This window comes from Okeania hirsuta, assembly GCF_003838195.1.
Lineage (GTDB): Bacteria > Cyanobacteriota > Cyanobacteriia > Cyanobacteriales > Microcoleaceae > Okeania > Okeania hirsuta.
The window spans coordinates 20194-45681 of the sequence record NZ_RCBY01000026.1 but is presented as its reverse complement, the minus strand read 5'-3'; the positions used below and the strand labels follow the sequence as shown (position 1 = coordinate 45681).

At 36.2% G+C, this 25488-nt stretch carries 24 protein-coding genes and 1 pseudogene; 17 read left to right on the top strand and 8 right to left on the bottom strand.

The features are described from left to right. Window positions 1–498: 498 nt before the first annotated feature. On the bottom strand, window positions 499–948 hold the full coding sequence (locus D5R40_RS06980; protein ID WP_124144433.1) for a hypothetical protein: 450 nt from the start codon (window positions 946–948) through the stop codon (window positions 499–501). A 315-nt stretch (window positions 949–1263) separates the two neighbouring features. On the opposite strand from D5R40_RS06980, the gene D5R40_RS06975 reads away from it, so the two are divergent. From D5R40_RS06975 to D5R40_RS39220, 6 genes and pseudogenes are all read left to right on the top strand, one after another. Beyond that, the gene (locus D5R40_RS06975; protein ID WP_124144440.1) at window positions 1264–3639 is read left to right on the top strand and encodes a serine/threonine-protein kinase; all 2376 of its coding nucleotides are present in this window, start codon (window positions 1264–1266) and stop codon (window positions 3637–3639) included. Window positions 3640–3702: 63 nt separating this feature from the next. Then, entirely contained in the window at window positions 3703–3873 is a 171-nt protein-coding gene (locus tag D5R40_RS06970; RefSeq protein ID WP_192901094.1) for a hypothetical protein, read from the top strand. Window positions 3874–4079: 206 nt separating this feature from the next. After that, a pseudogene (locus tag D5R40_RS39235) lies at window positions 4080–4310 on the top strand (hypothetical protein); the annotation flags it as partial. Window positions 4311–4334: 24 nt separating this feature from the next. Then, the gene (locus D5R40_RS39230) at window positions 4335–4445 is read left to right on the top strand and encodes a hypothetical protein (RefSeq protein WP_240038895.1); all 111 of its coding nucleotides are present in this window, start codon (window positions 4335–4337) and stop codon (window positions 4443–4445) included. A 3-nt stretch (window positions 4446–4448) separates the two neighbouring features. Then, the gene (locus tag D5R40_RS39225) at window positions 4449–4607 is read left to right on the top strand and encodes a hypothetical protein (RefSeq protein ID WP_240038894.1); all 159 of its coding nucleotides are present in this window, start codon (window positions 4449–4451) and stop codon (window positions 4605–4607) included. A 54-nt stretch (window positions 4608–4661) separates the two neighbouring features. Further along, complete coding sequence (locus tag D5R40_RS39220) at window positions 4662–5339, top strand: hypothetical protein (protein WP_240038893.1); 678 nt, start codon at window positions 4662–4664, stop codon at window positions 5337–5339. A 612-nt stretch (window positions 5340–5951) separates the two neighbouring features. Here the strand turns inward: D5R40_RS39220 and D5R40_RS06960 are convergent. Continuing rightward, the gene (locus tag D5R40_RS06960) at window positions 5952–6284 is read right to left on the bottom strand and encodes a TMEM14 family protein (protein WP_124144439.1); all 333 of its coding nucleotides are present in this window, start codon (window positions 6282–6284) and stop codon (window positions 5952–5954) included. Between the two features lie 469 nt (window positions 6285–6753). Here D5R40_RS06960 and D5R40_RS06955 point away from each other — a divergent pair, with 469 nt between their 5' ends. The 6 genes from D5R40_RS06955 to D5R40_RS34755 all read left to right on the top strand — a co-directional run bounded on the left by D5R40_RS06955 (window position 6754) and on the right by D5R40_RS34755 (window position 14294). Then, window positions 6754–8061, top strand: a complete 1308-nt coding sequence (locus D5R40_RS06955; RefSeq protein WP_124144432.1) for an ATP-binding protein — start codon at window positions 6754–6756, stop codon at window positions 8059–8061. 114 nt (window positions 8062–8175) lie between these two features. Further along, window positions 8176–8622 (top strand): tellurite resistance TerB family protein, encoded by a 447-nt coding sequence (locus D5R40_RS06950; protein WP_124154419.1) that lies wholly within the window; start codon window positions 8176–8178, stop codon window positions 8620–8622. Window positions 8623–9729: 1107 nt separating this feature from the next. Then, the gene (locus D5R40_RS06945) at window positions 9730–10170 is read left to right on the top strand and encodes an acyl-CoA thioesterase (RefSeq protein ID WP_124154418.1); all 441 of its coding nucleotides are present in this window, start codon (window positions 9730–9732) and stop codon (window positions 10168–10170) included. A gap of 787 nt (window positions 10171–10957) precedes the next feature. Next, window positions 10958–11902 (top strand): putative 2-dehydropantoate 2-reductase, encoded by a 945-nt coding sequence (locus D5R40_RS06940; RefSeq protein WP_124154417.1) that lies wholly within the window; start codon window positions 10958–10960, stop codon window positions 11900–11902. A 752-nt stretch (window positions 11903–12654) separates the two neighbouring features. Then, the gene (locus tag D5R40_RS06935; protein WP_124154416.1) at window positions 12655–14028 is read left to right on the top strand and encodes a cytochrome P450; all 1374 of its coding nucleotides are present in this window, start codon (window positions 12655–12657) and stop codon (window positions 14026–14028) included. Window positions 14029–14144: 116 nt separating this feature from the next. Further along, the gene (locus D5R40_RS34755) at window positions 14145–14294 is read left to right on the top strand and encodes a hypothetical protein (RefSeq protein ID WP_161564946.1); all 150 of its coding nucleotides are present in this window, start codon (window positions 14145–14147) and stop codon (window positions 14292–14294) included. Window positions 14295–14439: 145 nt separating this feature from the next. On the opposite strand, the gene D5R40_RS39215 is transcribed toward D5R40_RS34755, so the two are convergent. Both D5R40_RS39215 and clpS read right to left on the bottom strand, forming a co-directional pair. Next, window positions 14440–15468 (bottom strand): CPBP family intramembrane glutamic endopeptidase, encoded by a 1029-nt coding sequence (locus D5R40_RS39215; protein ID WP_240041557.1) that lies wholly within the window; start codon window positions 15466–15468, stop codon window positions 14440–14442. 70 nt (window positions 15469–15538) lie between these two features. Next, complete coding sequence (gene clpS, locus D5R40_RS06925) at window positions 15539–15826, bottom strand: ATP-dependent Clp protease adapter ClpS (RefSeq protein ID WP_124144428.1); 288 nt, start codon at window positions 15824–15826, stop codon at window positions 15539–15541. A 512-nt stretch (window positions 15827–16338) separates the two neighbouring features. On the opposite strand from clpS, the gene D5R40_RS06920 reads away from it, so the two are divergent. Beyond that, window positions 16339–16848 carry a DUF3172 domain-containing protein gene (locus D5R40_RS06920; RefSeq protein ID WP_124144427.1) on the top strand — a complete coding sequence of 170 codons (510 nt, stop codon included), beginning with the start codon at window positions 16339–16341 and terminating at the stop codon, window positions 16846–16848. A gap of 47 nt (window positions 16849–16895) precedes the next feature. Here the strand turns inward: D5R40_RS06920 and D5R40_RS06915 are convergent, their stop codons facing one another. Continuing rightward, the gene (locus D5R40_RS06915; RefSeq protein WP_124144426.1) at window positions 16896–18362 is read right to left on the bottom strand and encodes an AMIN domain-containing protein; all 1467 of its coding nucleotides are present in this window, start codon (window positions 18360–18362) and stop codon (window positions 16896–16898) included. A 128-nt stretch (window positions 18363–18490) separates the two neighbouring features. On the opposite strand from D5R40_RS06915, the gene D5R40_RS06910 reads away from it, so the two are divergent. Next, window positions 18491–19978: a TldD/PmbA family protein gene (locus D5R40_RS06910; RefSeq protein WP_124154415.1), complete on the top strand. Its 1488-nt coding sequence runs from the start codon at window positions 18491–18493 to the stop codon at window positions 19976–19978. Between the two features lie 746 nt (window positions 19979–20724). Here the strand turns inward: D5R40_RS06910 and D5R40_RS06905 are convergent. Next, complete coding sequence (locus tag D5R40_RS06905) at window positions 20725–22035, bottom strand: GTP-binding protein (RefSeq protein WP_124154414.1); 1311 nt, start codon at window positions 22033–22035, stop codon at window positions 20725–20727. Window positions 22036–22364: 329 nt separating this feature from the next. Here D5R40_RS06905 and D5R40_RS06900 point away from each other — a divergent pair, with 329 nt between their 5' ends. The 3 genes from D5R40_RS06900 (at window position 22365) to D5R40_RS06890 (ending at window position 24082) form a co-directional block, all read left to right on the top strand. Further along, a complete protein-coding gene (locus D5R40_RS06900; RefSeq protein ID WP_124144423.1) occupies window positions 22365–22577 on the top strand; it encodes an IS1/IS1595 family N-terminal zinc-binding domain-containing protein in 213 nt (70 codons plus the stop codon). A 145-nt stretch (window positions 22578–22722) separates the two neighbouring features. Next, on the top strand, window positions 22723–23073 hold the full coding sequence (locus D5R40_RS06895; protein ID WP_124144422.1) for an ABC transporter permease family protein: 351 nt from the start codon (window positions 22723–22725) through the stop codon (window positions 23071–23073). A gap of 88 nt (window positions 23074–23161) precedes the next feature. Further along, the gene (locus D5R40_RS06890) at window positions 23162–24082 is read left to right on the top strand and encodes an iron uptake porin (protein WP_153183459.1); all 921 of its coding nucleotides are present in this window, start codon (window positions 23162–23164) and stop codon (window positions 24080–24082) included. A gap of 91 nt (window positions 24083–24173) precedes the next feature. Here D5R40_RS06890 and D5R40_RS06885 read toward each other — a convergent pair whose 3' ends face one another. Together D5R40_RS06885 and D5R40_RS06880 are read right to left on the bottom strand one after the other, a co-directional pair. Beyond that, entirely contained in the window at window positions 24174–24368 is a 195-nt protein-coding gene (locus D5R40_RS06885; protein WP_124144420.1) for a hypothetical protein, read from the bottom strand. A gap of 253 nt (window positions 24369–24621) precedes the next feature. Continuing rightward, window positions 24622–25335, bottom strand: coding sequence for a phycobilisome rod-core linker polypeptide (locus D5R40_RS06880; protein ID WP_124144419.1), 714 nt, complete (start codon window positions 25333–25335; stop codon window positions 24622–24624). Between the last annotated feature and the right edge of the window lie 153 nt (window positions 25336–25488).

Sequence of the window (25488 nt, the reverse complement as noted above, 5' to 3'; positions counted from 1 at the left end):
CGTTGCGCTAACGCCATATCCAATCGACCAAGGCAAGGAACGCTCACCAAGAGAGGGAGTAGGGAGCACCGGAACTGATAGTGAGGCGATCGCTAAGGTCAGAGAAACTCTTCAATACACAATAGAAACTAAACAGCAAGAAAATTTTGTTTTCCAATTTGCTCAAGAATTAACTCCTGAAAAACTAACACTTTCAGCACTTTAAGAAATTGATTTGTTTGAATTTAACCATTTGGATAAATATTTACTACCTTAACAAGTAACCTATCTAAATCAGATTTAGTATCAGTTATATCAAGTTTGATTAAATATTTATGGAACAGGAGAAAAGTTTAAAATATATCCTCTCCCCCCTCCCTTTATTCAGGATATTTTTTCCCTGTTTCCTCTTAATTTGATTCAGGATATTTTCTACACAACCCAAATCATCCTGTTATATTTTTTAGGATTTTTTTTAGATGCTAAATTATCCTGAATTTAAGATTTTTTTTGCCTTAATTATGCTTGTTTTAATAATTCAGCTCGGATGCAACCTTTTTCCCACTTCCACTTAGGTAGAGATTCTTGGGGAAGAAAAATTGCCCAGATTGAACCTCCAGGACTTTTATAAAAACCCGTAATTTCAGCTTCTACAATACTACTCCAGGGTGCTGATACTAAAATCTTATCCCCCGAACTAAAAACTTTTCCGTTAGCATTGGTGACTTGTTGGATAGATTCTTTTAGCTTTGGTTTTCCTGGTTTTTTGGGTCTTTCTGATTTACTTATTGGTTTTCCTAATTGCCTTTCATTCGTACCTTCTGTTCTTGATGAGGGGCTATTTTTTATTGAATTTGGTTTTTCTACTTTTGACTCAATTTGTTCGTGAAGCGCCTCCTTTGGAGAATTTGGCTCAATAGGCTGTTTTGGTCTAACAGGTCTCCTAATTGCTATTATTTCATGGCTCATCCACTTAACTCCCTATACCTGATTTTAGCTTTGCTTCTGTCTATGATAGCACTGTTAAAATTGTGCTTTTGTTTTGAGTGGCCAAAATTATTATTTTGGTTTCTATATTACACTTTTTATCAGAATTAATTTGTGTTCTGGAGTAACATATCTCTATCAATTAATGATTAAGGGTTACAATTAAACTTCTAATTTTCAGTTTTGGAATCAGGAAAATATTCTTAATTAAAACTATTTTTTTTATAATTGTAGATGTCAAAATGAGTAAATTGTTTCATGCCATAATCAACTAAAAAAGGCTCTACCACAATAATGATGATTGGTAATATTTTAGATGGACGCTATCAAATTATTAAAATTATTGAATCAGGGGAAATTGGCCATGCTTATCTGGCCTTAGACATTCGTCGTCCTGGAGAAGCACAATGTTTTATTAAGCATCTACAACCAAGTATTTATGATCGAAGATTAATTAATATCGTTCGCGATCGATTTCAAAAAGAAGCACAGATGCTAGAAAAGCTTTCTCAACATGATCGAATTCCTAAACTACTTGCATATTTTGAAGAAGATCGAGAGTTTTTTCTAGTTCAATCTTTTATTCCTGGTCAATCTTTAGACAATGAAATATTACCTGGTAAACCCCTATCTGAAAAACAAGTAATTTTAATTATCAATGAAGTATTAGAAATTTTAGTATTTGTGCATGAAAATAGTGTTATTCATCGAGATATTAAGCCTGCTAATTTAATTAGAAGAAAATCGGATAATCAATTAGTATTAATTGATTTTGGAGCTGTTAAAGAAATTAATATTGGTCAGCAAAATCCTACAGCTAGGATTGGCACAATGGAATATATGCCAATTGAACAATTTGAATATAATCCCCAATTAAATAGTGATATTTATGCTTTAGGAATGATTGGCATTCAGGCAATTACGGGATTGCCTAGCAGCGAATTATCGAAACTAAAGGATAATGAAAATGGTGAAAAAAAAGAGATTTTTTGGCGATACCTAACAAATTGTTCTACTTCTCTAGCAGATATTTTAGATAAAATGGTGCGCTATAACTTTCACGAACGTTACCAGTCAGCAGCAGAAGTTATAGCAGATTTAAAAAAAATTAATGAGTTTCCAAGTTTCGCTACAGATAATAAAGAAATTTATCGGGAAGAGGTTATTCGTCGAGCTAGCGATAGAGGAGATATTTCTATTGTCGGGAGAAGAATTTTAGATGAACTTAGAGAAAGTTTAGAACTCTCCCGGGAAGAAACGGAAATAATTGAGGATGAAGTATTAAATCCTTACCGTAAATATCGGATGAAAGGAGAAAGATATGAAGAAACATTAAAAGCTGCGATTCAGGAAGAATATCCTTTTAGTCAAGAAACTCGCCAGGAGTTAGAGCGTCTACAGCAAATTTTAGGACTAACTCAAGAAGATATAGAATTAATAGAAAACAGAGTTTTACCAAAATCTCTACTTACTAAATTTAAAAAAATATTTAGCAATAATAACAAACAATCATCTTTTAACTGGCAGTTGATTTTAGGATTTATCGCTACCTTAATTGTAATAATCTTTGCTATATATAGATATCTTAAATTCCAAAATTATTTACAATTACGTCAACAACAAGTATTACAACAGCAAGAACAAGAATCGGCAAAATTTAATTTTGTAAAAAACTTATACATAGAGCGCAACTATGAAGAATGTATCAATCAAGGAACTTTAATTAGTGAAAAATCTAGCATTTTTGCTGAAGCTCAATCTCTTTTACAAAATTGTCAACAAGGTCTAAATTGGCAGAATTATCAAGTTGAAGATTTGTCTAGGTTTAATGCTTCTATAGGCGCTCTTGCATTTAGTGATAATGGCGAAAATTTAGTTACTGGAAGTAGAGATACAACAGTAAAAATTTTAGAAGTTCCTACAGGAAAAATTATCAACACATTAGCTGCAGATGATTCTCCAATTTGGTCAGTTGCTTTGAATAATAATGGTACTAAATTAGTGGTAGGTACTTATGATTGGAGAGTAATGATCTGGAATTTGGAAACAGGAGAATTATTTCGAGTATTTGAACATTGGGCACCTGTTTGGTCAGTTGCTATGAGTTCTGATAATCAAACAATTGCTAGTGCTAGTGGAGATAAAACAGTTAAAGTTTGGGATTTAGAAACAGGTTTCTTAATTTTTAATTTCCCCGATCACTCAGATGTAGTTTATTCTATTGCTATTAGTCCTGACGGCAGAATATTGGTTAGTGGTAGTGCAGATCAAACTATAAAAATTGAAGATTTATATACTGGAGAATTAATTAATACATTGACTGGACATGAAGGAGTAATTAGGTCTGTTGATATTAGTCCAGATGGGGAAAAAATAGTGAGTGGGAGTTACGATAATACTATTAAAATTTGGAGCTTAAAAACAGGAGAATTAATCAAAACTATTCTTGGTCATACTGCTGAAGTTGTATCTGTTGATATTAGCGAAGATGGTCGATATATTGCTAGTGGCAGTAAGGATAATAATATTAAGATATGGGATTTAGAAACAGGAGAATTAGTTAGTACTTTGACCGGGCATAAAGATGAGATTTATACAGTTACTTTTAGTCCTGATGGTAATAGTATTGCTAGTGGTAGTAAAGACAGAACTATTAAAATTTGGCGACGATAGTAAGAGATAATTAATAATGGATAATGAATAACTTAAGATTTCTAGTTACAAAACTATTAAACTATGAGTAAAATAAAAAGTACCACAGAATATCCAATTACAATAGAGAACAATGGTATAATTCTCCTGAAGCCACAACAGTATATTCATGTTCTTGACAATAACACTGGTGTTATCAGACTAGAAATAGGCCCTCAAACCATTACCCTTGGAGATGCAGAAAGGTTAGTCTGACAACCACAACTGACAATTGTAGTTCCACCTCGCCATTATTGTGTAGCAGCTAACCCTGTACTAAGAAATATAGCAATGAGCGCTCAGGTATTTACAAGGCCCAGTTCAAAGTGCATTTTAGAAAAGGTGTACAAAAAATAATGTGTAAATATGCCAGCGCACATTGCTATAGTTCAGATCAACTTGTGGCCGATGAGTATGGTTAAATTAGACTCAAATATGGCGATCTGGAAATTCGCTTTGCTCAAGACCCTTTCCCACTATATCCAGGAGAAATACTCGAAGAAGATGTAACTCAACTACAAGTAATTGACACAAACCAAACTCTACGTCTCAAAGCAATACGAGATTTTACTGATACAGTTATCGTTGCAGGAGAGTCTCAAACTGTCACTCGTACGACAGGGGATGAATGGTTATTTGAGGGGCCAGGAACTTACACTCCCAGGGTAGAAGTTGAAGTGGTAGTCACAGTTATAGCTAAAATAATTAAACCTAACCAAGCCTTACGACTGCTGGCACGACAAAATTGTATAGATCGTCAAGGTAACAGACGTAGAACTGGGGAATAATGGTTGGTCAGGGAAGAAGGTGCTTATTTGCCTGGAGTAGATGAAGAAATTGTCGATACTATTGATGCCTATGTATTAACCGAACGTCAAGCACTACATCTAAAAGCAAAACGGACTTTTACTGATATTTTTGGTCAGCAACGCAAAGCGGGATATGAATAGTTAGTTACTTTTGCAGATGCTGAAATTCATATTCCCGACGTTTATGAAGAAGTAGTGGGAGAAGTCAAAATCACTACTTTAAGCGATCGCGAATGGTGCATAGTAACTAATCCCATAGATGCAGATGGTAAACCGCAGTGGGGTATGAAAGAAGTGCGTCAGGGCAGAACATCTTTCTTTTTGCACCCAGGAGAAGATTTAGAAACAGGAATTAAAAAGGTCTATATTCTTGGTGAACAAGAAGCACTCCTAATCAGAGTTGAGGAAACTTTCACCGAGGGAACAGGAGCAAACGTTATTACTCGGCAACCAGGAGATTTATGGATGATTACTGGGCCAAGAGATTATATTCCCCCAGTGGAATTAGAAGTATTAGAAAAACTTCAGGCTATTCCCCTAGACAAAAATGAAGGTATATATGTACGGGATGTTCAAAGTGGGGAACTAAAATTAGTCAATGGACCTCAAGCTTATATGTTATCTCCTTTTCAAGGCCAGTTGGCGGTGAATTTGGCGCAGCAGGAAGTAGAAGCAGCACGGATTCGCCATGAGGCTGAGATGGCTCAGTTGAGGGCGCGTCAGGAGACTGAGTTAGCCCATCAGCAGACACTGAATAATTTAGAGATTGAGAAGGCAAGGCAAATGGCTGAAATTACTGCTACTGAGTTTCAGCAAAAAGTGGAGGCTTTGGGGGCTGAGACAATTCGGGCGATCGCTCAAGCTGGCCCATAAATGCAGGCGAGGTTGTTGTAGGGGCTTGGTCTTCAGAGTGTTTTAATTACTGATGGTAAGAGTCCAATTAATCTTTTTGGTACGGCTAATGGGTTGATTAATCCCAATTTAGGGAGTAGGGAGTAGGGAGCAGGGAGTAGGGGAGTAGGGGAGTAGGGAGAAATAATTGATGATTTCTATTATTTCTTCCTGTTACCTGTTATCTCTTTTCTGGAGATATCTATATGTCTATTGAGCAAGTTTCTACTTTTTTATCTCTTCCATATTCTTTGTTTCTTTGTAATACCAAATTCAAAAAGTAAGGCTACTCACCTTACCTCCTGACTACTGACTACTGACTACTGACTACTCCAAACCTAAGTAGCTCAAGTTTATGAAATTGGTATAAGGATTTCCGTGCCTGAATGCTCCACAAACAGTGATTAGTGGTCAGCTCTCATCTTGATTAATAAATGAAGTAAGCATTTTTTAAGACTTTAGAAGTTACTAGGGAAACTTTTAATTCATATTTTTAATTAGATAAAATCTGTCAATGGTAACTTCTGCTTTAAAGGCTATAGTCATTAGTTCTAATGGAGCTGAAAGCTGACGGCTAAATACTTACGTTTCTTTTTAAATTGTGGCTGAATTGTTTATGGTAATTTCATAAACCATAACTGCTACAGCAGCAACTCCAGTTAAAATCATTAATCCCGCAGGCATCATTTTACGAGTTTTTGCTAAACGAATAATGAATGTAATTACTAGAATAGTTGTAATGAGGGTAGAAAATATTAGACCCCAATTCATGCCCATTAGTTGAATAATTCCACTAACAATTAGTAGTAAACCACTGATACTACCAGATATTAAAGATATTTTGCTGCCTACTTTCGTATATCCAATAATGCCCCCAACAATGGCTAATATACCATAGGCGATCGCTGCTATTATGGCGATATTTATAGTCATTATTATTAACTCCTAAAACTAAAACTAACTTATACAGCTTATTTGTGGCAATAGCTAGCCAATTTATCAAAACTTAATATTGCTTAATCAAGATTCAATAATTATTAAACTATGATTAAAAATGAAATTTTCAACTATTCAATAACATTTTTTGAAATATTTCTCGATCTTAAATTGCATCTTAAGTAAATGTAAAAAAATAGTGGTTTATAACTACAAAGAGTAAAATTTATTATAGAATTACATAGATTTACATTACGCCAAAGAAATAGGTAAGTATCCAGTGGTAAGCTATCAGCTATTATAAAGTTTTTTGAGTTTGGGTTAAAATCTCTAACAAATATTGTTTCAGATAGTTTAGTAGGAGTTGAAATCCCCTTATAAACCTAAAAAAAATGCTCCTACTAATTGCTGAGTGCTAAGTGCTGATCCTTTATTTAATAAGGCAATCATATCATTAATTATGTCTTGTTTAGGTTCCCAAGTGTTAGCCAAAATTCAAAACTTACAACAGCAAATAGCATCTCTATTGTTATATCAGTCTGTTCTAAAAAAAACAGTGGGTGAAGCTTTTATCCAATTATTAGAATCTTTGTCTAAAAATGATGGAGTTGCTATAGAATGCCTTCAAGCTTATGGTAACTGGTTTATAAATATTGCTAGTCAAAATATTTCCTGGCAAGAATATCTAATTGCTCAGATTATTCAAGATGATAATCCCTTTAGTCAACAAGTTCAAAAAATAAATATTACCAGCCTATCTCCAAATTTAATTGCAGCTGCAAAACATGATTTACAAATTTTACAAAATCTTTATCAGTGCAGTGGTAAAACAATTAGTCAGTGGGTAAAAACAATAGCTAAATTAGAGAATCCCCCTATTGCGTGGGAAATACAATCACAACAAAAAGAAGCTATCTACGACGAGTTAAAAAAATTAGAAAATTGGGCAGATGCCATTGAGACCTTAGCCACTCATTATCATCATAATGGCACTGGTTTATTTGCTGAATCAATTGCCTTTGAATGGCGTAACGGTCAACTACTTACTATTACTTACCCTGACCCAGTTGAATTAAAAGAATTGGTCGGATATGAATTTCAAAAAGATGCCTTAATCAAAAATACAGAATTTCTCCTAGCAGGATATTCAGCCCTTAATATATTACTTTATGGTAGTCGCGGTTCTGGCAAATCCTCTTTAATAAAAGCCTTATTAAATGAGTATAGTCAACGCAATCTTCGTTTAGTCGAAGTGGCTAAATCAAACCTAAAAGATTTACCATTAATTGTAGAAAAATTACGCGATATTCCACAAAAATTTATTATCTTTGTCGATGACCTTTCCTTTGAAGAAGATGATGATACTTTTAAAGCTCTTAAAGTTGTTTTAGAGGGTAATTTAACTGCTAGACCAACAAATGTGGTAGTCTATGCTACATCAAATAGAAGGCATTTAATTAGAGAATTTTTTAACGATCGCCCTCGCCCAAAAGATAGTGATGAGGTTCATAATTGGGATACAGTTCAAGAAAAGCTTTCTTTTAGCGATCGCTTTGGCTTAACTTTAACTTTTGAACCTGCTAACCAGGATACTTATTTAACAATTGTTAGACATCTGGCAAAACAGGCAAAAATTAATCTAAATCCTGAAGATTTAGACTATCAAGCTTTACAATGGGCTACGAAATATAATGGTCGCTCTGGGCGAACGGCACGACAATTTATTGATTTTCTCAAAGCTAATTTAACAGTTTTTGAGAAGTATTGAAGAAGGTAGTAGGTGGTAAATTTTAGGTTGTAGATTCAATCTAAAACTTATTTAATAACACCTAATATTTTTCCAAAATAGAGATGGTAAAAAAATCATTAATGAGGTACTAAAATGGGTCTTTTCGATCAAGGAACAACAACAATACAAGCTACTGATATTCAATTAGAACCGGCAGAAGCTTTTGCAGCGATCGCTTTAATTGCTGTTGCTGCTGATGGTGTTATTACTAAGAGTGAATCTCAAGGTATTAATAATATTTTCTCTCGTATGCAACTGTTTAGTGATTATCCAAAAGAACGTAAAACAGAAATGCAAGACCGTCTTCTCGATATGATTAAAAATCAAGAAATTAAGCCTTTGTTTGATGCTGCAGTTGCTAAACTTCCAAAGGAGTTAAGGGAAACAGTTTTTGCTGTTAGTACAGACTTGGTTTTAGTAGATGGAGACCTTGCTGAAGAGGAGGAACAACTTTTGAATGAGTTATATAATGCTTTGGAAATTTCTGAAGCAGTAGCTACTAATATTATTGATGTAATGATGATTAAAAATAAGGGTTAATTTAATTACAAAATTAGTCCTGATGAATGTTCAATGAACAATTACTACAATCAAATTTAGTATTGTTCATTGTTCAGAAAAGAAAGAAGGAAGGAGCTAAGGACTGAAAAATCTTGCGTTGTCTGAGTTTTAAGCTTTTGATATGTCCGCACCCTTTGCTTCAACTACTATATATAGTGAGCAAAAACTATAACGTTACATATCTGTAGTGTTTAGAACTCAAAAATCCTTAATTCTTAAATATATGATTTATTATCCCTACCTTTGCTTTAGTGGTAGGTGTTAGATTATCAAAATTTAGGCAAGTACACTATATATAGAGAGCAAAAACTATAACGTTACAGATATGTAGCGTTTAGAACTTAAAAATCCCTAATTCTTAAATATATGATTTATTATCCCTACCTTTGCTTTAGTGGTAGGTGTTAGATTATCAAAATTTAGGCAAGTACACTATATATAGAGAGCAAAAACTATAACGTTACAGATATGTAGCGTTTAGAACTTAAAAATCCCTAATTCTTAAATATATGATTTATTATCCCTACCTTTGCTTTAGTGGTAGGTGTTAGGCGATCGATATTTAGGTAAAGACACTATATATAGGAAACAAAAACTATAACGTTACAGATATGTAGTGTTTAGAACTCAAAAATCCCTAATTCCTGAATATTATGATTAATTGTTCCTACTCTATTTAGGTAAAGAAACTATATATAGAGAACAAAAACTATAACGTTATAGATATGTAGTGTTTAGAAATTAAAAATCCCTAATTCTTAAATATATGATTTATTATCCCTACCTTTGCTTTAGTGGTAGGTGTTAGGCGATCGATATTTAGGTAAAGACACTATATATAGGAAACAAAAACTATAACGTTACAGATATGTAGCGTTTAGAACTCAAAAATCCCTAATTCCTGAATATATGATTTATTGTCCTTATCCTTCCTTAAGTGGTAGATGGCAGGTTGTAGGTTATAGGTATAGAAAATATGACCGTTTTCACAGTATCTATAAATTGCTTGGAATTAAATCTTCAATTGAACCTAAAAGCTTCCACCTAAAACTTTCTTCAACTTAACTATTAAACCTATCTTTATAAATGTCTTTTTACTATACAAGAATAGTTCATTTTCAAGATACCGATGCTGCTGGAGTGGTTTATTTTGCTAATGTTTTAGCAATGTGCCATGAAGCTTATGAGGCATCTTTAGGAGAATTTGGTATTAATCTGAAAGTCTTTTTTAGTAATCAAGAAATGGCTATTCCGATTATTCATGCTAATGTTGATTTTCGTCGCCCGATGTTTTGTGGAGATGAGTTAACTATTGAATTAATGCCTAAAAATTGGGGAGATGATGAGTTTGAAATTTTCTATCAAGTCTTTTTAAAAGAGGCAGGAGATAAGTGGGTGGCGAGAGCTATTACGAAGCACGTTTGTATTCATCCTCAAAGTAGAAGTAGGCAAAAATTATCTGATGAAATGAGGAAATGGTTATTGAGTTTTCCTAGTTATTCAAAAATTAACAATGAATATAAGTAGAGCATTATTTTCAGGAATTGGTGCATAGTAGAAGGAAGAGGGAATAAAGAAAAATATTGCTTTGTCTGAGTTTTAAATTTTTTATCTGTCCTAACCTTTCCTTCGACTGCTATAACTTTTATAAACACTAAAACTAAAGTTTTAGTACTGTTTTTGCCTGCTATTTTTTTCTATCTTTCTTTGTTCAGAACATTCTAGAAACTGAAGCTGGAGTGATAAATATAAATTACAGCAAATTCCTCCCATAAGAAGTACAGAGATTAACAATTAAATGTTTGTAGTGCGGGCATCTTGCCCACAACTGGTGTACCTCATTAAATTGGAATCTACTGTATTATATTTTCCTAGCATTGGCAGGAAGATTTGCTTTAGGACAAATTTCAAAGTGGATAATGGAAAGAATATTCATGTAACAAAATTAAAGTTGAAAAATTTGAACAGACAAAATAATTATAGAGCTGAGTTTAATACAGCAAAATGCAAGTATATGAAGTACAAAAATTTAATACTTCGCTCTTAATAACAGGGTTTAAATAAAACTTTTATTGAAGCATTCAACGGTCAGTCATAACTATTAGCTATTGCTTTTAGTTTACGATAAAAGCTTTATTAATTGTCTTACTGCAAAAGTTAGCTCCCTTGCCCTTAAAGTCTATATTAATTTAAACACTGTCCTATATGAGAGAGTCTTGTTGTTGAGAGCTGACAGCTAATAGCTGTTTGCGCAGCATTCCGTAGGAAATGCTTACAATAAAATAGAAACAGAGTCGAATTTAAGTTCAATAAAATGTCAAAAAATACTTACGCGATTATTGGCAGTGGCGCACTAGGAGGTTTTTACGGTGCAAAACTACAAAAAGCAGGATTAGAAGTTCATTTTTTACTGCGTAGTGATTATCAGCACGTTCTCAAAAATGGCTTAATCATAGAATCCAAAAATGGCGACTTTACCCTCCCTCAAATTAACGCCTATAACAATACTAATAAAATGCCAAAATGTGATGTAATTCTCGTAGCATTAAAAACAACGCAAAACTATTTATTACCAGAATTACTCCCACCTTTGTGCCAAGAAAATAACGTTGTCTTACTCTTACAAAATGGATTGGGTACAGAACCTGAAATAGCCAAAATTGTTGGTGAGGAAAGAGTAATTGGAGGAGTATCTAATATTGCTTCTAATAAAATAGGTTATGGTCATATTCGCCATGTAGATTATGGTTTGATTAGAATCGGAAAATATACCACAAATTATCAACCTGCTGGTATTACTAATAAAATGCGTGAAATTTCCCAAGATTTTGAAAGTGCTGGAATACAAGTTAATTTGAGTGAAGATTTATTCCAAGAAAGATGGAAAAAATTAGTTTGGAATATTCCTTATAACAGCTTGTCAGTAATTCTAGATGCTCGAACTGATGAAATGATGGGAGATACTAATACTAGAAACTTAATCACAGAAATAATGCAAGAAGTATTGGAGGGTGCAAAAAGTTGTAAGTGCGAAATTCCAAATAGTTATATTCAAAATATGTTAGACCATACTGACAAGTTAAACCCTTATTTAACTAGCATGAAAATTGATTATGAGCGACGACAACCTTTAGAAATAGAAAGTATTATTGGCAACCCTTTACGAATGGCAGGTGCAGCAGATATTCAGCTAAATAAAATTGGGATGTTGTATCAACAATTAAAATTTTTAGATGCTAGAAATAGACAAGATATTTGAATTGTATGATCCTTCAACTCTCTACCTTCTAATACTAATTACTAGAGGGTATCTTTCAAGAATTAAGAATTTAGAATTACCTCTCCTTGAAAACGGATAGGATTGACTAATCATGAAAATTTTTTCTTCTCTTGGTATCATGGATATGGTGAGGAGACCCGCTCTTATCAGAGCTGCCCCGAATTGCGCCATCCCACCCTACGGGAAGCTCCGAAGAGGACCGCTTGTTTCTCCTTCAAAGGAGAGGCTTTAAACCTTAATTATTTGGTAAAAAAAGATTAAAAAAATGGATTGAGGGGATAAAACGCCTGAAAGTGCGAAAAAACTTGTCCAATGTAAAGAACTTGGCCAAAGAGAGTTCAAGAATTAAGAATTTAGAATTAAGAATTTAGAATTACCTCTCCTTGAAAACGGATAGGATTGACTAATCATGAAATTTTTTCTTCTCTTGGTCTCATGGATATGGCGAGGAGACCCGCTCTTATCAGAGCCGCTCCGAAGATCGCCATCCCATCCTAAGGTCATGCTCCGCAAACGACCGCTTTTTATCCCCTTAAAACTGGAGGCTTTATACCACAATTTTTCGGTAATAATTAATTATTAATTATTTTCCTACAGAATGCTACGCAAACGGCAGTCGCCAACATAAAAATTTGTCTAACACTAGGGCATTGAATTTGAGACAAAAAAACTGATAAAATGCTATTGTTAACTTCTAATATTAAACAGTCCAAAAATTCACAAGTAACTATATGAAATTAATCAAAGGACCAAAAACACCACCGCTTTTTCAGAGACTGCAATTGGTTCTCGCTCCACTCAATACTCTTGAATCTTATGCCAAAAAGTATGGAGATATTTTTACCATGATAACTGCTGCAGGTAAAGTTGTAATGGTCAGCAGTCCACAAGCTTTACAGGAGATATTGACAAAGGATAATAATGAGTATGAAGCTCCTGGTAGTAAAATTTTACAACCTTTCTTTGGGGAATACTCAATGTTGTCCTTAGAAGGCGATCGCCACCGCCGAGAACGCAAATTATTAATGCCTCCCTTTCATGGCGACAGGATGCGGAACTATGGTGAGTTAATCTGTAACATCACGAAAGAAGCAGCCAGCAACTTAAAAGTGAGTGAAACATTTATTGCCCGTAAGCTGATGCAAGAAATTACGATTCAGGTGATACTCCAAGCTATATTTGGTCTATATGATAGCCCCCGGTTATCACAAATTAGGTCAATGTTGGCAGATTTTATCGAACTCACAGCCTCTCCACTCCGAGCTAGTTTATTATTTTTTCCCTGGTTGCAAAAGGATCTAGGTCCTTGGAGTCCTTGGGGTAAGTATAAGTGTCAACAACAAAAACTTGATGAACTTTTATATACAGAAATAGCAACTCGTCGCTCTCAATTAGATCCGAATCGTACTGATATCCTTACCTTAATGCTATTAGCACGAGATGAAGAAGGTCAAGGTATGACAGACCAAGAAATTCGGGATGAGCTGATAACTATGTTAGTTGCAGGTCACGAAACTACTGCAACTGCTATTGCTTGGGCAGTTTATTGGGTTCACAAACAACCAGAGGTATATCAAAAATTGATGGAAGAGTTGACAACTCTGGAAATAGATGCTGATCCCATGACAATTTTCCGTTTACCCTATCTTACAGCAGTTTGTCAGGAAACCTTACGAATATATCCAGTAGCAATTTTGACATTTCCTCGTCGGACAAAACAATCTATTGAGTTGCAGGGTTATAGCTTGGAAGCAGGTACAATGATTCAGGGTTCTATTTATTTGACTCACCAACGAGAAGATTTGTACTCAGAACCGAAAAAGTTTAAGCCAGAGCGATTTTTAGAGAGGCAGTTTTCCCCATATCAATACTTGCCCTTTGGAGGTGGCAGTCGTCGCTGTTTAGGAATGGCACTAGCAAATTTCGAGATGCGTTTGGTATTGGCAACTATATTATCGAATTTAGAGATGGAATTAGCAGAAAATCAACCTGTAAAACCCCAACGTCGAGGACTAACTTTAGGACCCAAGGGTGGAGTAAAAATGTTGATGAAAGGTAAACGCATACAGTCACAAACAAAACCTCCCTCTGTTGCAACTGTATAAAATATTAGATATGTTAAATAAAGAGCAAGTTTATTTTCTGGAGATGTCTATTATATAATATGAGGCCATTCCGAACTCTGAAGTTATATCATGTCCGGTTGAATAGTTATAAATAAATGACGGAGTCCTCAGAAGTCAGGAGTCAGGAGTCAGGAGTCAGGAGGGAAGAAAGAAGGAAGAGGCAAGAAAAAAGAGGAGGAAAAGGAGAAAGTTTTTTTGGTCGCGTAAGCGGAACGGAGTTCTATCACGCTCTTATCCGGACATAATATTAGAAGCTTTAATATCACAAGAAACGTTAAACCTAGGGGAGAGTAAGGAAAATATAAAGATTTACTGTTGAAGCAAGATGATAAGTTTTTTCCAGATCGCTATTATCCAGACATGATATAACTACCTCTAGGTTATACCAATTCATTTTCGCTGAATAAATAAAGCGATCGCCCCTAAAAATAACCACCCCATTACACCCGCTAAAGGATTACCATTTATCCCAACTACCCACTCTCCAACTACACTAGAATACTTAACTAAACCACCCACATTAATAATGTAATAACCCCACACAAAACCAGCATGAATACCAATAGGCAAACCCAATAATTGTTGTTGATAATAAGTCAATTTATCTTTTTCTTTTGGGTTTAATACCCCGCTATCTACACGGTGTTGATAATTAGTTGGGTTTTGAGTCACCATCCACTTCTTCCTTCTTCCTTTCAAAGGGGGGCAAGGGGGGATGCCTTCTTCCTTCTTCCTTTCAAAGGGGGGCAAGGGGGGATGCCTTCTTCCTTCTTCCTTCTTCCTTCTTCCTTCTTCAACTGATCCACGTTTTGCCCAAACAAAGATTAAACCTAACAACACCAAACCAGGAAACTGAAACCAAATCCGCAAAATTTCCTCAACTGGTTTAATAAAGTGTAGTAAGGCATACACAATACTACTTACCCACAAAGCTACTTTTGGTTTGTAGTCTCGCTCCAACTCATCCAATAACCACCCTCGAAATAGTAACTCCTCAGCAAAACCAATACCCACAGATACCAATAAACCTTCCAGAATAAATTGAGGTAACTTTGCTGAAGGTGACTGCCATATTACCCATCCCAGAAACGTTTCTAAAATAAAAAAACCAAACAGACTAACTAAACCTATTCCTAAACCTTGAAAAAAATTCTGAAAGTTGACCCTACTTATTTCTAAACCGTAGTGACGTAGTAGGTGTGGTTGTTGATAAACTTTCTTTCCCCAAAACTGGACTAAAATAATAAACTCTATATATAATAGAGCGATCGCCAATATACTCGCTAAATTTGCATCTCGCCCAAAAAAATATATTGGTGCTGCTAGTGGTATCCAACCCAGAAATAATGTTAAAATAAAAATTCCTATTCTGATAGAAACCGAAAACTTTGCAATTTTGCCAAATGATAAATTAGGCACTACCAACACCTATACAAATGAGAAACCGAGCTTCTCAAGGTAGAAACTCGGCTTCTATATTACAATTAAATCACTCATCAGGTTCTATAGTGCTAGTTAGTCCCTGATTTTTTAAATTTTCGCAATAAAACTCAGCGTGTTCTAAAGCGCAGGTAATCACCAATGCAATACCATTACTGTGAGCTTCCATCATAATATCGACAGCTTGGGGTTGAGTTAGACTCGGCACTGTCTTCATCAATGCTTGCACTACATACTCCATACTATTAAAATCATCGTTATGGAGTAAAACACGATAACGTGGTGCAGGTTTACGGACTGTGGAAGTGGAACGCTTTTCTATAGTCTCGACAGACACTACTCTATCCTGATTAAAAAATTCTAATACGACATAGACACATTAGTCTAGACCAATGCTTAGGCTAGACATAAAGTAGAAATACTTAACTCTGTTCAATAATATTTGCCAAATATTTTACCTTTCAGGAATGCTAACTCATTAGAACTTACCCGAAAACAAACATATAGCTAAATATTATTTGATATATATTTTGGCCTACACTCAAAAATTATGAGCATATATTGGAAATATTATAACATAAAACTTAACATTACTCAACTAGGGGGTTATCTGACTTTTGACCTTTAAATTTTGACTTAATCGTTCTAATTTGAGAATTATGATAGTATTAATCAAAAAATTTCCAAATTAGGTAATTTACTGATGGTTATTTATGCTTACTTAAGGACAAATAACCTACCTGGTAAAATTATACATACTTGCTTGTCAAACTAGGAAAGTAAAAATCTAAATTTAGCTCGTCCACTATTAGTTTATAGCCTAAGCTCCATAACTTAACTTTTATTTATATGAAACGTAGACCTCAAACTACCACCCAACCATCTAGATTCAACTATGCCACTATAGCAATTTTAGGAGGAGTATTTGTTTTAGGTATTGGCATTGGCATTGCCTTTAGCTCTACCGCTAACTTTACTCCCCAAAATGTGGCCTCTCGTGAATTTATCGATCGCAGCGTACCAAACCCAGAACTTTGTGTACAGTTTGGAGCTAGTGCTATGGTAATGAATATGAGAGTTTTCTTGACTCTAAATCCTTTTAATGTATATGTATCTCAACCAAACATAAAACCAGGGTGTGTCATCCGCAGAAATAACTGGTCAATTCTAGAGAAAAGAAACTTAGTCAACAATGAGCAAGTACGTGATTGTAAAAACCGCATGAATACCTTTGGTTATACAGGAAATATTAATGACGATCCAGAGATTAATTGTATCTATCAAAACGATAGTGCTCAAAACCTTTTCTTGCCCGGTCAGTTAGGACCTGGGGGGAATGCACCTGAAAATAACTTCTAGTTGATTTAACTATACCAGGGAGTAGGGAGTAGAAAATATCTCTACCTCTAAAAACTGCCAATATCTTCGTAGAACCTAGAACGAGGTAAATCCTCAACTACACGAACTTCTATGATATTATCGCCTTCTAGGGTAACAGAACGAGGAGAAGTAAGAACAACACTACCAGCACCAAGAGCTGCTCCTGCCAGAAAACCAAAACCTGAACCCGTCAGCAGTAATAATCCTAACCCCCCACCAGCGCTACTGGCAGCCAAAACTTTTTCATTTATATTACGATGGCCTCGGAGTAATTCTGATTCAGCAGAAAAAGGAATTAAGCGCTCATCTACATATATAGCCCTGGCGATAAATTTACTTCCCTGAGTAGTAGTATCAAAACCACCAACTACAGGCGTTCTAGCTGGTACTATAACTCTACCAGATTCGTCAATGATCGCCTCTTTGAGCAGCAAAACTTCCTGTATCTCAATATCTCGTGGTAATGTAACATCTTGAGATGGATAAATTAAACCTACAACTTCTCCTTCCTCAATTAATATGGAAGAATCATCTTCAGATTGTTTTTGTCCCGATGACCCCGGCAAAGGTTCTCCAAAAGTAATTACACCTACTGATTCTGTAGTATTGTATTTTGATTTTTCTCTGGACTCTGGAGGAAGTGAAATAACCGTCTCTTGTTCCTCTCTAGTCTGAAGTGTCGGTGTTTCTACAACCTGAGAAGTTTCCGTTTCAGGCTTTTCATTATCAAAAGCATCTACTATTGGAGATCTAAATCTACCTGGCCTGTCAGTGGGAATGACCAGAAATGGTACGGAAGGCTCCGCAGAAGGGCCTGGGTTTGGTAAAGGAGATTCTTGTTCCGGAGCAGTGTCTAATAAACCTACACTATCTTGCTTTGGTTGAGTAGAAGTTTGATTATTTTCTTCTTCTTGGGTAGTTTGAGCATTTTCTAATTCTGTATTTTCTGGCTCAGTTAGCTGTTGGTTGGTAGTTTGAGCATTTTCTAATTCTGTATTTTCTGGCTCAGTCGGCCCTGAAATTATGGCCTCTGCTGGCTCTGAAAATTCCCCTTCAGCTACAAGCAAACTTAACTGCCAACTATTTTCCTGTGGTTCGACTTGTTCTAATTGTACTTGTTTGCTAGAGATAACCACTTCTGGAGCAAAATCTATAATAACTTTTGCTTGTTCTGGTTGCTCTTGAGAAAGACTAACTCGGCGCACCAAACCTGCCGGATATAACTCAGTCACATCTACACTAACCTCTGTATTGGGAATGTATACAATTAGACGAGCTGGTTTATTTTCTAAAGAAAAACTAGGAGCTGTACCTGATGGGAGAGTAAACTGGAGTTGATTATTGTCTGGGTCAAAAAACCAGTTTGTTAAGAAGGCTGCAAAAACTGGCCGAGTAAAACTCCAATTAATTACCAGTGTTCCTACTAATCCAATAAATTTTAATAAAAATTTTGATTTTAACAGATTTTTTGGAGATAAATATTGATTAGGCATAGCAAACTCCTCACGATTCTCTCAAATCTACAATCATTTTTGATTAACCTACAACCTACAAACTAAAATTTTGGACAAAAATGGTGCATTATATAAAATAAATTAGATAAAATTCAGATTAACATAGAATGGTACAAGCACCAGCAAAGATTAAAACTACAGAATTAGCTACCTTCGCAATAGACTTAATTCGTCAGTCCGGATGTGAATATGGAGATATTCGCTTATGTATTTATCGTTCTCAAAATTTAACAGCTCGCGATCGCTCTCTCAACAGATTAGAAGATAAGGTCAATTCTGGTTTTGGGGTGAGAGTTTTGCTCAATGGTGCATGGGGTTTTGCTGCCAGTCATCGCCAAAGTCTAGAAGAGGTAGCTAGAGTTGTTGCTCTGGCAGTAGATATTGCTAAGGGTAGTCGTCTCTGTCAACAAACACCTGTAAAGTTAGTACCTGTGGAAACCTACCGTGATAGTTATGTTACTCCCATTGAAATTGATCCTTTTGCAGTACCCATTGGCGAAAAAGCAGAATTACTTCTAAATTTGAATGAGAAATTATTGAGTTATGAGGAGCGAGGAGTGAAAAAAGCTGCTTCTTTTCTCCGGTTTACTAAAGAAGAGAAAATATTTGCTTCTACAAATGGTTCCCTAATTGAGCAAACAATTTACCGCAGCTATCCTGGGTTTTCTTGCACAGCTATTGCCAATAATGATGCTCAAAGTCGCAGTTACGAACGACCTCCTTTGAATATTGGTTATGAGCATATTAACCCCACTGATCTATTGAGTCAGGTAGAACGAGTTGCTGAGGAAGCAATTGAAAAAGTTTATGCTCCCAAAGGACCTGCGGATATTCGCTCCACTCTAATTTTAAAGCCAACGAATCTATTTTTAACTATCCACGAATCTGTTGGACACCCCACTGAATTAGATAGGGTTTATGGTTATGAATCTAATTTTGCTGGTACCAGTTTTGCCACTACCGATAAAATGGGTAAACTTCAATATGCTGCTCCCTGGGTGAATTTTAAATGCGATCGCACTCAACCAGGGGGTCGTAGCACCATGGGATATGATGATGAAGGTGTGAAGTCACAAGAATGGTATGTTGTTAAGGATGGGATATTAGTTGATTATCTCACAGACCGAGAAACAGCTTACCGACTTGGACGTGGTAGTAGTAATGGTTGTGCTTTTGCTGACAGTTGGTCGAGTGTACCGATGGTACGCATTCCGAATTTGGGGTTAGAAGCGGGTCCTGATGGTGGTAGTCATACTGCTAGTTTAGATGAAATGATTGCTGATACTGAAGATGGGATTTTAATTGATGGTGTTGGTAGTTTTTCTATTGACCAACAGCGACGGAATTTTCAATTTGGTGGAGATGCTTTTTGGCAGGTGAAAAAAGGCAAAGTTGTGGGAATGTTGAAAGATGTGACTTATCATTCGATGACAACAGATTTTTGGAATAGTGTTGATGCGGTGGGAACTGTTGCAGAAAGGGAGCAGTGTGGTACTAATATTTGTGGGAAAGGGGAACCGATGCAGATAGCTCAAATGACTCATAGTTGTGTACCTGTGCGGGTGCGCGATATTGTAATTGGAAGTGCTTCGTAGGTTTTCAACTTGCTTTCCTTCCGAAAAAGAATGTAGGGGCGTTCCATGGAACATTCCTACAAGGGTTTGATCTCAAATCTGGTCGCATCAGTGTTATTCAGCATTGTTTAAGATTAAGAGTCTATATTGTAGGGGCGCCATTCGGAGCTTTGCGGAGCACAAATGGCCATTCGCCCCTACGCATTGTATGATGATCAAGGGAATTATATTACTCTGTGTTCCTTCTGCGATAAATCCTGTCAAGATTATATTCAACAGGACTTACGCAAAGACACTATATATAGAGTTTACCAATTTAGGCGGTCGCTTAAAAAATCAAGTGCGATCGCCTATGTTAGTGAATATTCCATTAAACATCTCTAGAAATTATATTTTTACCTATACACAGGGATTTCAGATTCTTTTTCGGAGATATCTATTAGTTATGTTTTGGAGTTCAGGCGATCGCTCAGAGGAACCTAGTAAGCAGTGCCAATATAGAGATAGTCTGAACGCTAAGCACCATATATAGTGTCCTTGCGTAAGTCCTGTTAATAAACTGTAGTTTATTTGGTGCAGAAATTTATAACGATAAATCAAGGGTCTCAGGGTTTTTTCTCAGAGAGGTTTAATTGGAGAGCGCGATCGCAAATACCTTAACGGGGTTTCTTGCACAATTGCTACTTAAACCCGGAACCCAAATAGCGATGTTTGGGAATCTCCCGCTATAATCTTCGATTTAGCGGGAGAGGATGTCAATGGGTAGGTCAAACACGTTCAACCTCTCGGATGACACCAACTATTAAATTGGCAACGCCCTCAGAATTCTTATTACCGTCCATCAGAATCAACCGACCCAGTCCTGAACAATCCTTGAATGGCTCTGCCGTTAAAGGTTCTTGGACTTCAAATGTAACAATGGCACCATCTCCTTCCTCAATCTTAGCGGGGTTCTCAGCGATGGTGCGACCCCTTCTATCTAGTTGACGCTCGATAGCAGTGAGGCGGACTACAACCTGGGCACTATTGATAAGGACTGTGGTCTGGTAGCCAACTTCAATCGAACCACAATGAGATTGCACAATAACCTGAGCTTGGAAGCTCCGAATCCTGCCAATAGAGGAGTCGGATTTATGAACCATGACATCACCAACATGGGGCGAGTTAGCATGGGAAATACCATCGAGAATAAAATTGACAATGTTACCCTTCTTAGCGGAGGTGGTCTCCTCATGGCTAATCTCTAGATTGGTAATTCTAGCTGTGCAAGGGTTGGAGTTGGTGTGAGTGGGGTAAAAGACAACTTCATCTCCCGGCTTAAGGATTCCACGTTCAACATGTCCCATAAATGAAAATCGACCATTACCAATCTGTAGGTTATGGTCGTCCCCGGGTTGAAATACTCTAGAGACACAGGTACGCATGGGTCCAGAGTCATCTGAAGGTAGAAGAAAGGTATTAATAGCCTCGAAGAGGGTTTTAAAAGAAGCTCGTACCAAATTCCCGTACCTGTTCATCATCTCAATATGAGTACCTTGATACCAACTCATATTACTTGCTGGTTCCAAGAAGTTCTCACCTGTCCATCCAGAGATAGGAATAAACCTAATTGCTTTCGGATTGTAGCCAATTTTTTTGAGAAGTTCACTCATTTCTAGAACAATCTCGTTGTAGCGCTCTTGGTCATAGTTAACAGCATCCATCTGATTGACAGCAACAATAAGCTGCTTGACACCAAGGCAATAGAGTATGAAAGCGTGTTGGCGAGTTTGTCCGTCCATAGCATAGCCAGCTTCAAAGCTTCCTTTTTTGGCATCAACCATGAGTATCGCAGCATCAGCTTGGGAGGCCGCACTAATCACTTGATCAATGGCATGGGGAACATCAATGAGATGGCAGAAATATTTCTCCGTTTTTATTCTCCAGTAGTTCACCTCTAGGGTCATACCTCGCTCGCGTTCCTCCGGAGTTCTATCCATGACCCAGGCATACTTGGAAGACCCCTTTCCCATTTCAAGAGACTCTTTCTCAAACGTAGATATCTGACGCTTGGTAATCGAGCCGCATTTGTAGATCAAGTGTCATAGGGTGGTGGACTTACCGGAACCAGCGTGACCACATGCAATGATAGAAAGGTGAAGGTGATCGTTTAGAGACTGAGCCATAATAATCTTAGTTATATTCAACAACTGATTAACCATCTTACACTCTATTCAACTCTCAAAAATAGACATCTCCGGAAAAGAGGGAGTAGGGAGTAGGGAGTAGGGAGTAGGGGGAAATAATTGATGATTTATGTATGATAATTGATTTTATTTTTGATTATTGGAGATGCCTAATGTAAACTTTCAGGCGTTAGTGAATATAGAATGCTATAGAATAAAATTGTTGTCAAACTCAAGAAAAAATGTACTGTCCCAAATGCCAATCTTCTCGTTATAAGAAAAATGGTTTTCGTCGGCAAAAACAATCTTATCGTTGTCACGACTGTGGACATCAATTTGTTGAATCTCCTAAACCCAAAGCATATCACCCTGAAGTTAAACAACTATGTCTTAAAATGTATTTTAATCAGGACTTACGCAAGGACACTATATTAAGTGTTTTTACTCTTGTTTGAAAAATGCCCAAAATCTTGAGGCGATCGCACTTGATTTTTTAAGCGTTAGCGGAGCTTTGCGTCAGCAATCGCCTAAATTGGTAAACGCTATATATAGTGTCTTTGCGTAAGTCCTGTTCAAGTTTAAAATAACATAGTCAAGTTGATGATTCAATCTGATAAATTTGATAAAAATATATTCAAACTAATTCAAGTTATTTTACCTGAATTAATCGGCTTTTTAGGATTTATAACTATATGGCAACTACTAGCAATGCACTATAGTTCAATCATTCTACCTTCTCCTCTAGAAACTCTAGTCGCTCTGAAAAATTTGGCAACGGCAAATAAATTAACTTTAGCTATTTTAACTACTAGTTTAAATGCAATTAGTGGCTTCACAATAGCAACATTAAGTGGCAGTTTCCTCGGAATAATAGCTGGTATAAAACCTTTGATTAGTCGAGCGGTCAGACCTCTGATTACTGCTTTGCAAGGAGTACCACCTAAAAATTAAGGATAGAACAACTGGTTTAATCCCATCTAGAAAAGGTGTAACTTCAGGAAGTGAGCCAAATTGATTGTAGAGGATAGTTGCCTATGGAGTGCCAATAACTGGAACAAATATGACTCGTTTAGCGTTTCAAAGAAATACTAATAATACTGTTGATATTGGTAAATTATTCTATCGTTTTCCCATTGGGAAAAAATTTAGAGTTCATGTTGATGCTATTGGTGGTAGGTTTAATATGAATGTTTCTGATAACTTCAACAGACTTTTTGCAAAGAGAATATCAGGGGCAATTTCTAGGTTTGGACGCTTCAATCCTATCTATGCTCAAGGGGCACGAGGTGCTGGAGTAACAGTTGTTTATAATATTAATAAATCGGTCAGTTTATCATTAGGATATTTAGCAAGAGATCCGGAAAACCCAACAGAAAGTAATGGATTTTTTAATGGTAGTAATGCAGGTTTAGCACAACTAGATATTCGACCAAGCGATCGCCTCCGTTTTGGCGTTACTTATGTACGTTCTTACTATCCAAAAAGAAAGTTATTTGTCTCAGCAGCAACAGGTAGTAGAAGAGCAAATGCACCCTTTGGTAATTTAGTTCCCACTTCCGCAGATCATTTAGGTATTCAAGGAAGTTGGCGTGCTTTGAATAATTTCACAGTTTCCGGTTGGACTGGATGGAGTTTTGCTGATGCTGAAAAATCTGTTGGTCTTGTTAAGGAAGGAGATGAAGCAACTATTTTTAATTGGGCAGTTACTTTAGGATTTACTGACTTAGGTAAACAGGGAAGTTTGCTTGGTTTTGTAATTGGAAATCCACCTAAAGTAACTGATACTGATAATGGTCCAGATGATGATGATACAGCTTGGCATTTAGAGGGTTTTTATCGTTATCAAATTAATGACAATATTTCAATTAATCCGGGAGTTTTAGTAGTTATTAATCCCGAACATGATGAAGATAATGACACTATTACTGTGGGAATTATTCGGATGATTTTTTTGTTTTAGGAAAAGAAGGAAGAAGGAAGAAGGTAAGCATTTCCTGATGAATTTGTTGAGGCATAACATTTAGACAAAGTATCGATCGCCAACTCTATGTCTACTCTACTCGTACCCATCCTCTGAGTACAAAATATGAAAGTCGCTTAACAGTAGAACGATCTTCTGTGCTTAGAGAATCGTCTAATACAGCAGCCATGAGGCCATAGCAGTCTAATTTTGTGAGAAAGCCACTTTTGGCAGCAGAAGCCATAATTTCGTTGATTGCACCGGGAAGTAAGTTAATTTGAAGCATAAGATTAACCTTGAATTCTATATTTTAATCATCCACTCTTTTTCCTGATTTGGTAGTGATTAATGGTACAACCAACCGTGATTTTTTGGTGTCGATCGAGTGAAGTAGATATGTAAGTTTTTGTGATGTTTGTCATAATGTTACATTTATTACAGGGCTTACGCATAATTACCACATATAGTAGAGGAAAAGTACAATTTTAACTACAGATGGTGTATGATTTCATATTTTGCCTAAGTCCTGATTATTGATATTATTTGGGCGAAAGTACTAGAATCAGAGTAACTAATAACACTGCTACAGAGAGTATTCCCACAAATGATAGAGCTTTGCGATAAGCACGAGCGCTACTATCTAACATACCTGGATAAAATTTCCGTAGTTGCCCTGTTTGATATAACTGCTCTAGGTAATAGCTGTCGTAACGAGCCATTCGAGCAAAAGGTAACTCTCCCTGAGTGCGTTGGGGTAAAATTCGGCAACGTTGATAGGGAACAAAGTTATAGCCAAAATACTTGTCATATTCTTCGCTGTTTAACAGGTCATTGACAAAACCCTGAAGTCCTTTTGTTGCCAATACAATAGACCAGGCAAGTTTCTCTTGATTGTTATAGACAGGACGTCCTAAAACCCTTTGAATACAAAGCTCAACACAACGATAGTTACTGTTGCTATCATAGATCAGTCGCCGGAATGACTCAGAAAGCAACAAACCTTGAATGAAATCTTTCATTGTAATCTGACCATTGCGCAGTTGGGACTCCAGAGCAACCTGTCGATGTGCTGCGATCATTTGCTGCTCATTGAAAATTTGCCGATAGGCTGCCCAGATAATCTCATCCATCTCTGTAGCAGTAGGCAGGTTCTCTAAAGTGTATTGTTTAGGATATTCATCTCCTGGAACATCAAATTTTTGAACCCGATGGTTTTGACTAGAGAGTGGGTAGTACATTAAAGGAATTGTCATTGATAAAATCCTGTAAAAACTAAAAATTATAAGATTCGACTATATCATAGAGTGAATTACCTAAAAATTCCAAAGAGACTGTTTGTAAATTTTTGTAAGGTAAAGGAACACCTTTAATTTAGTTATTTATTCCAAACTTTGTACTCTGAAATA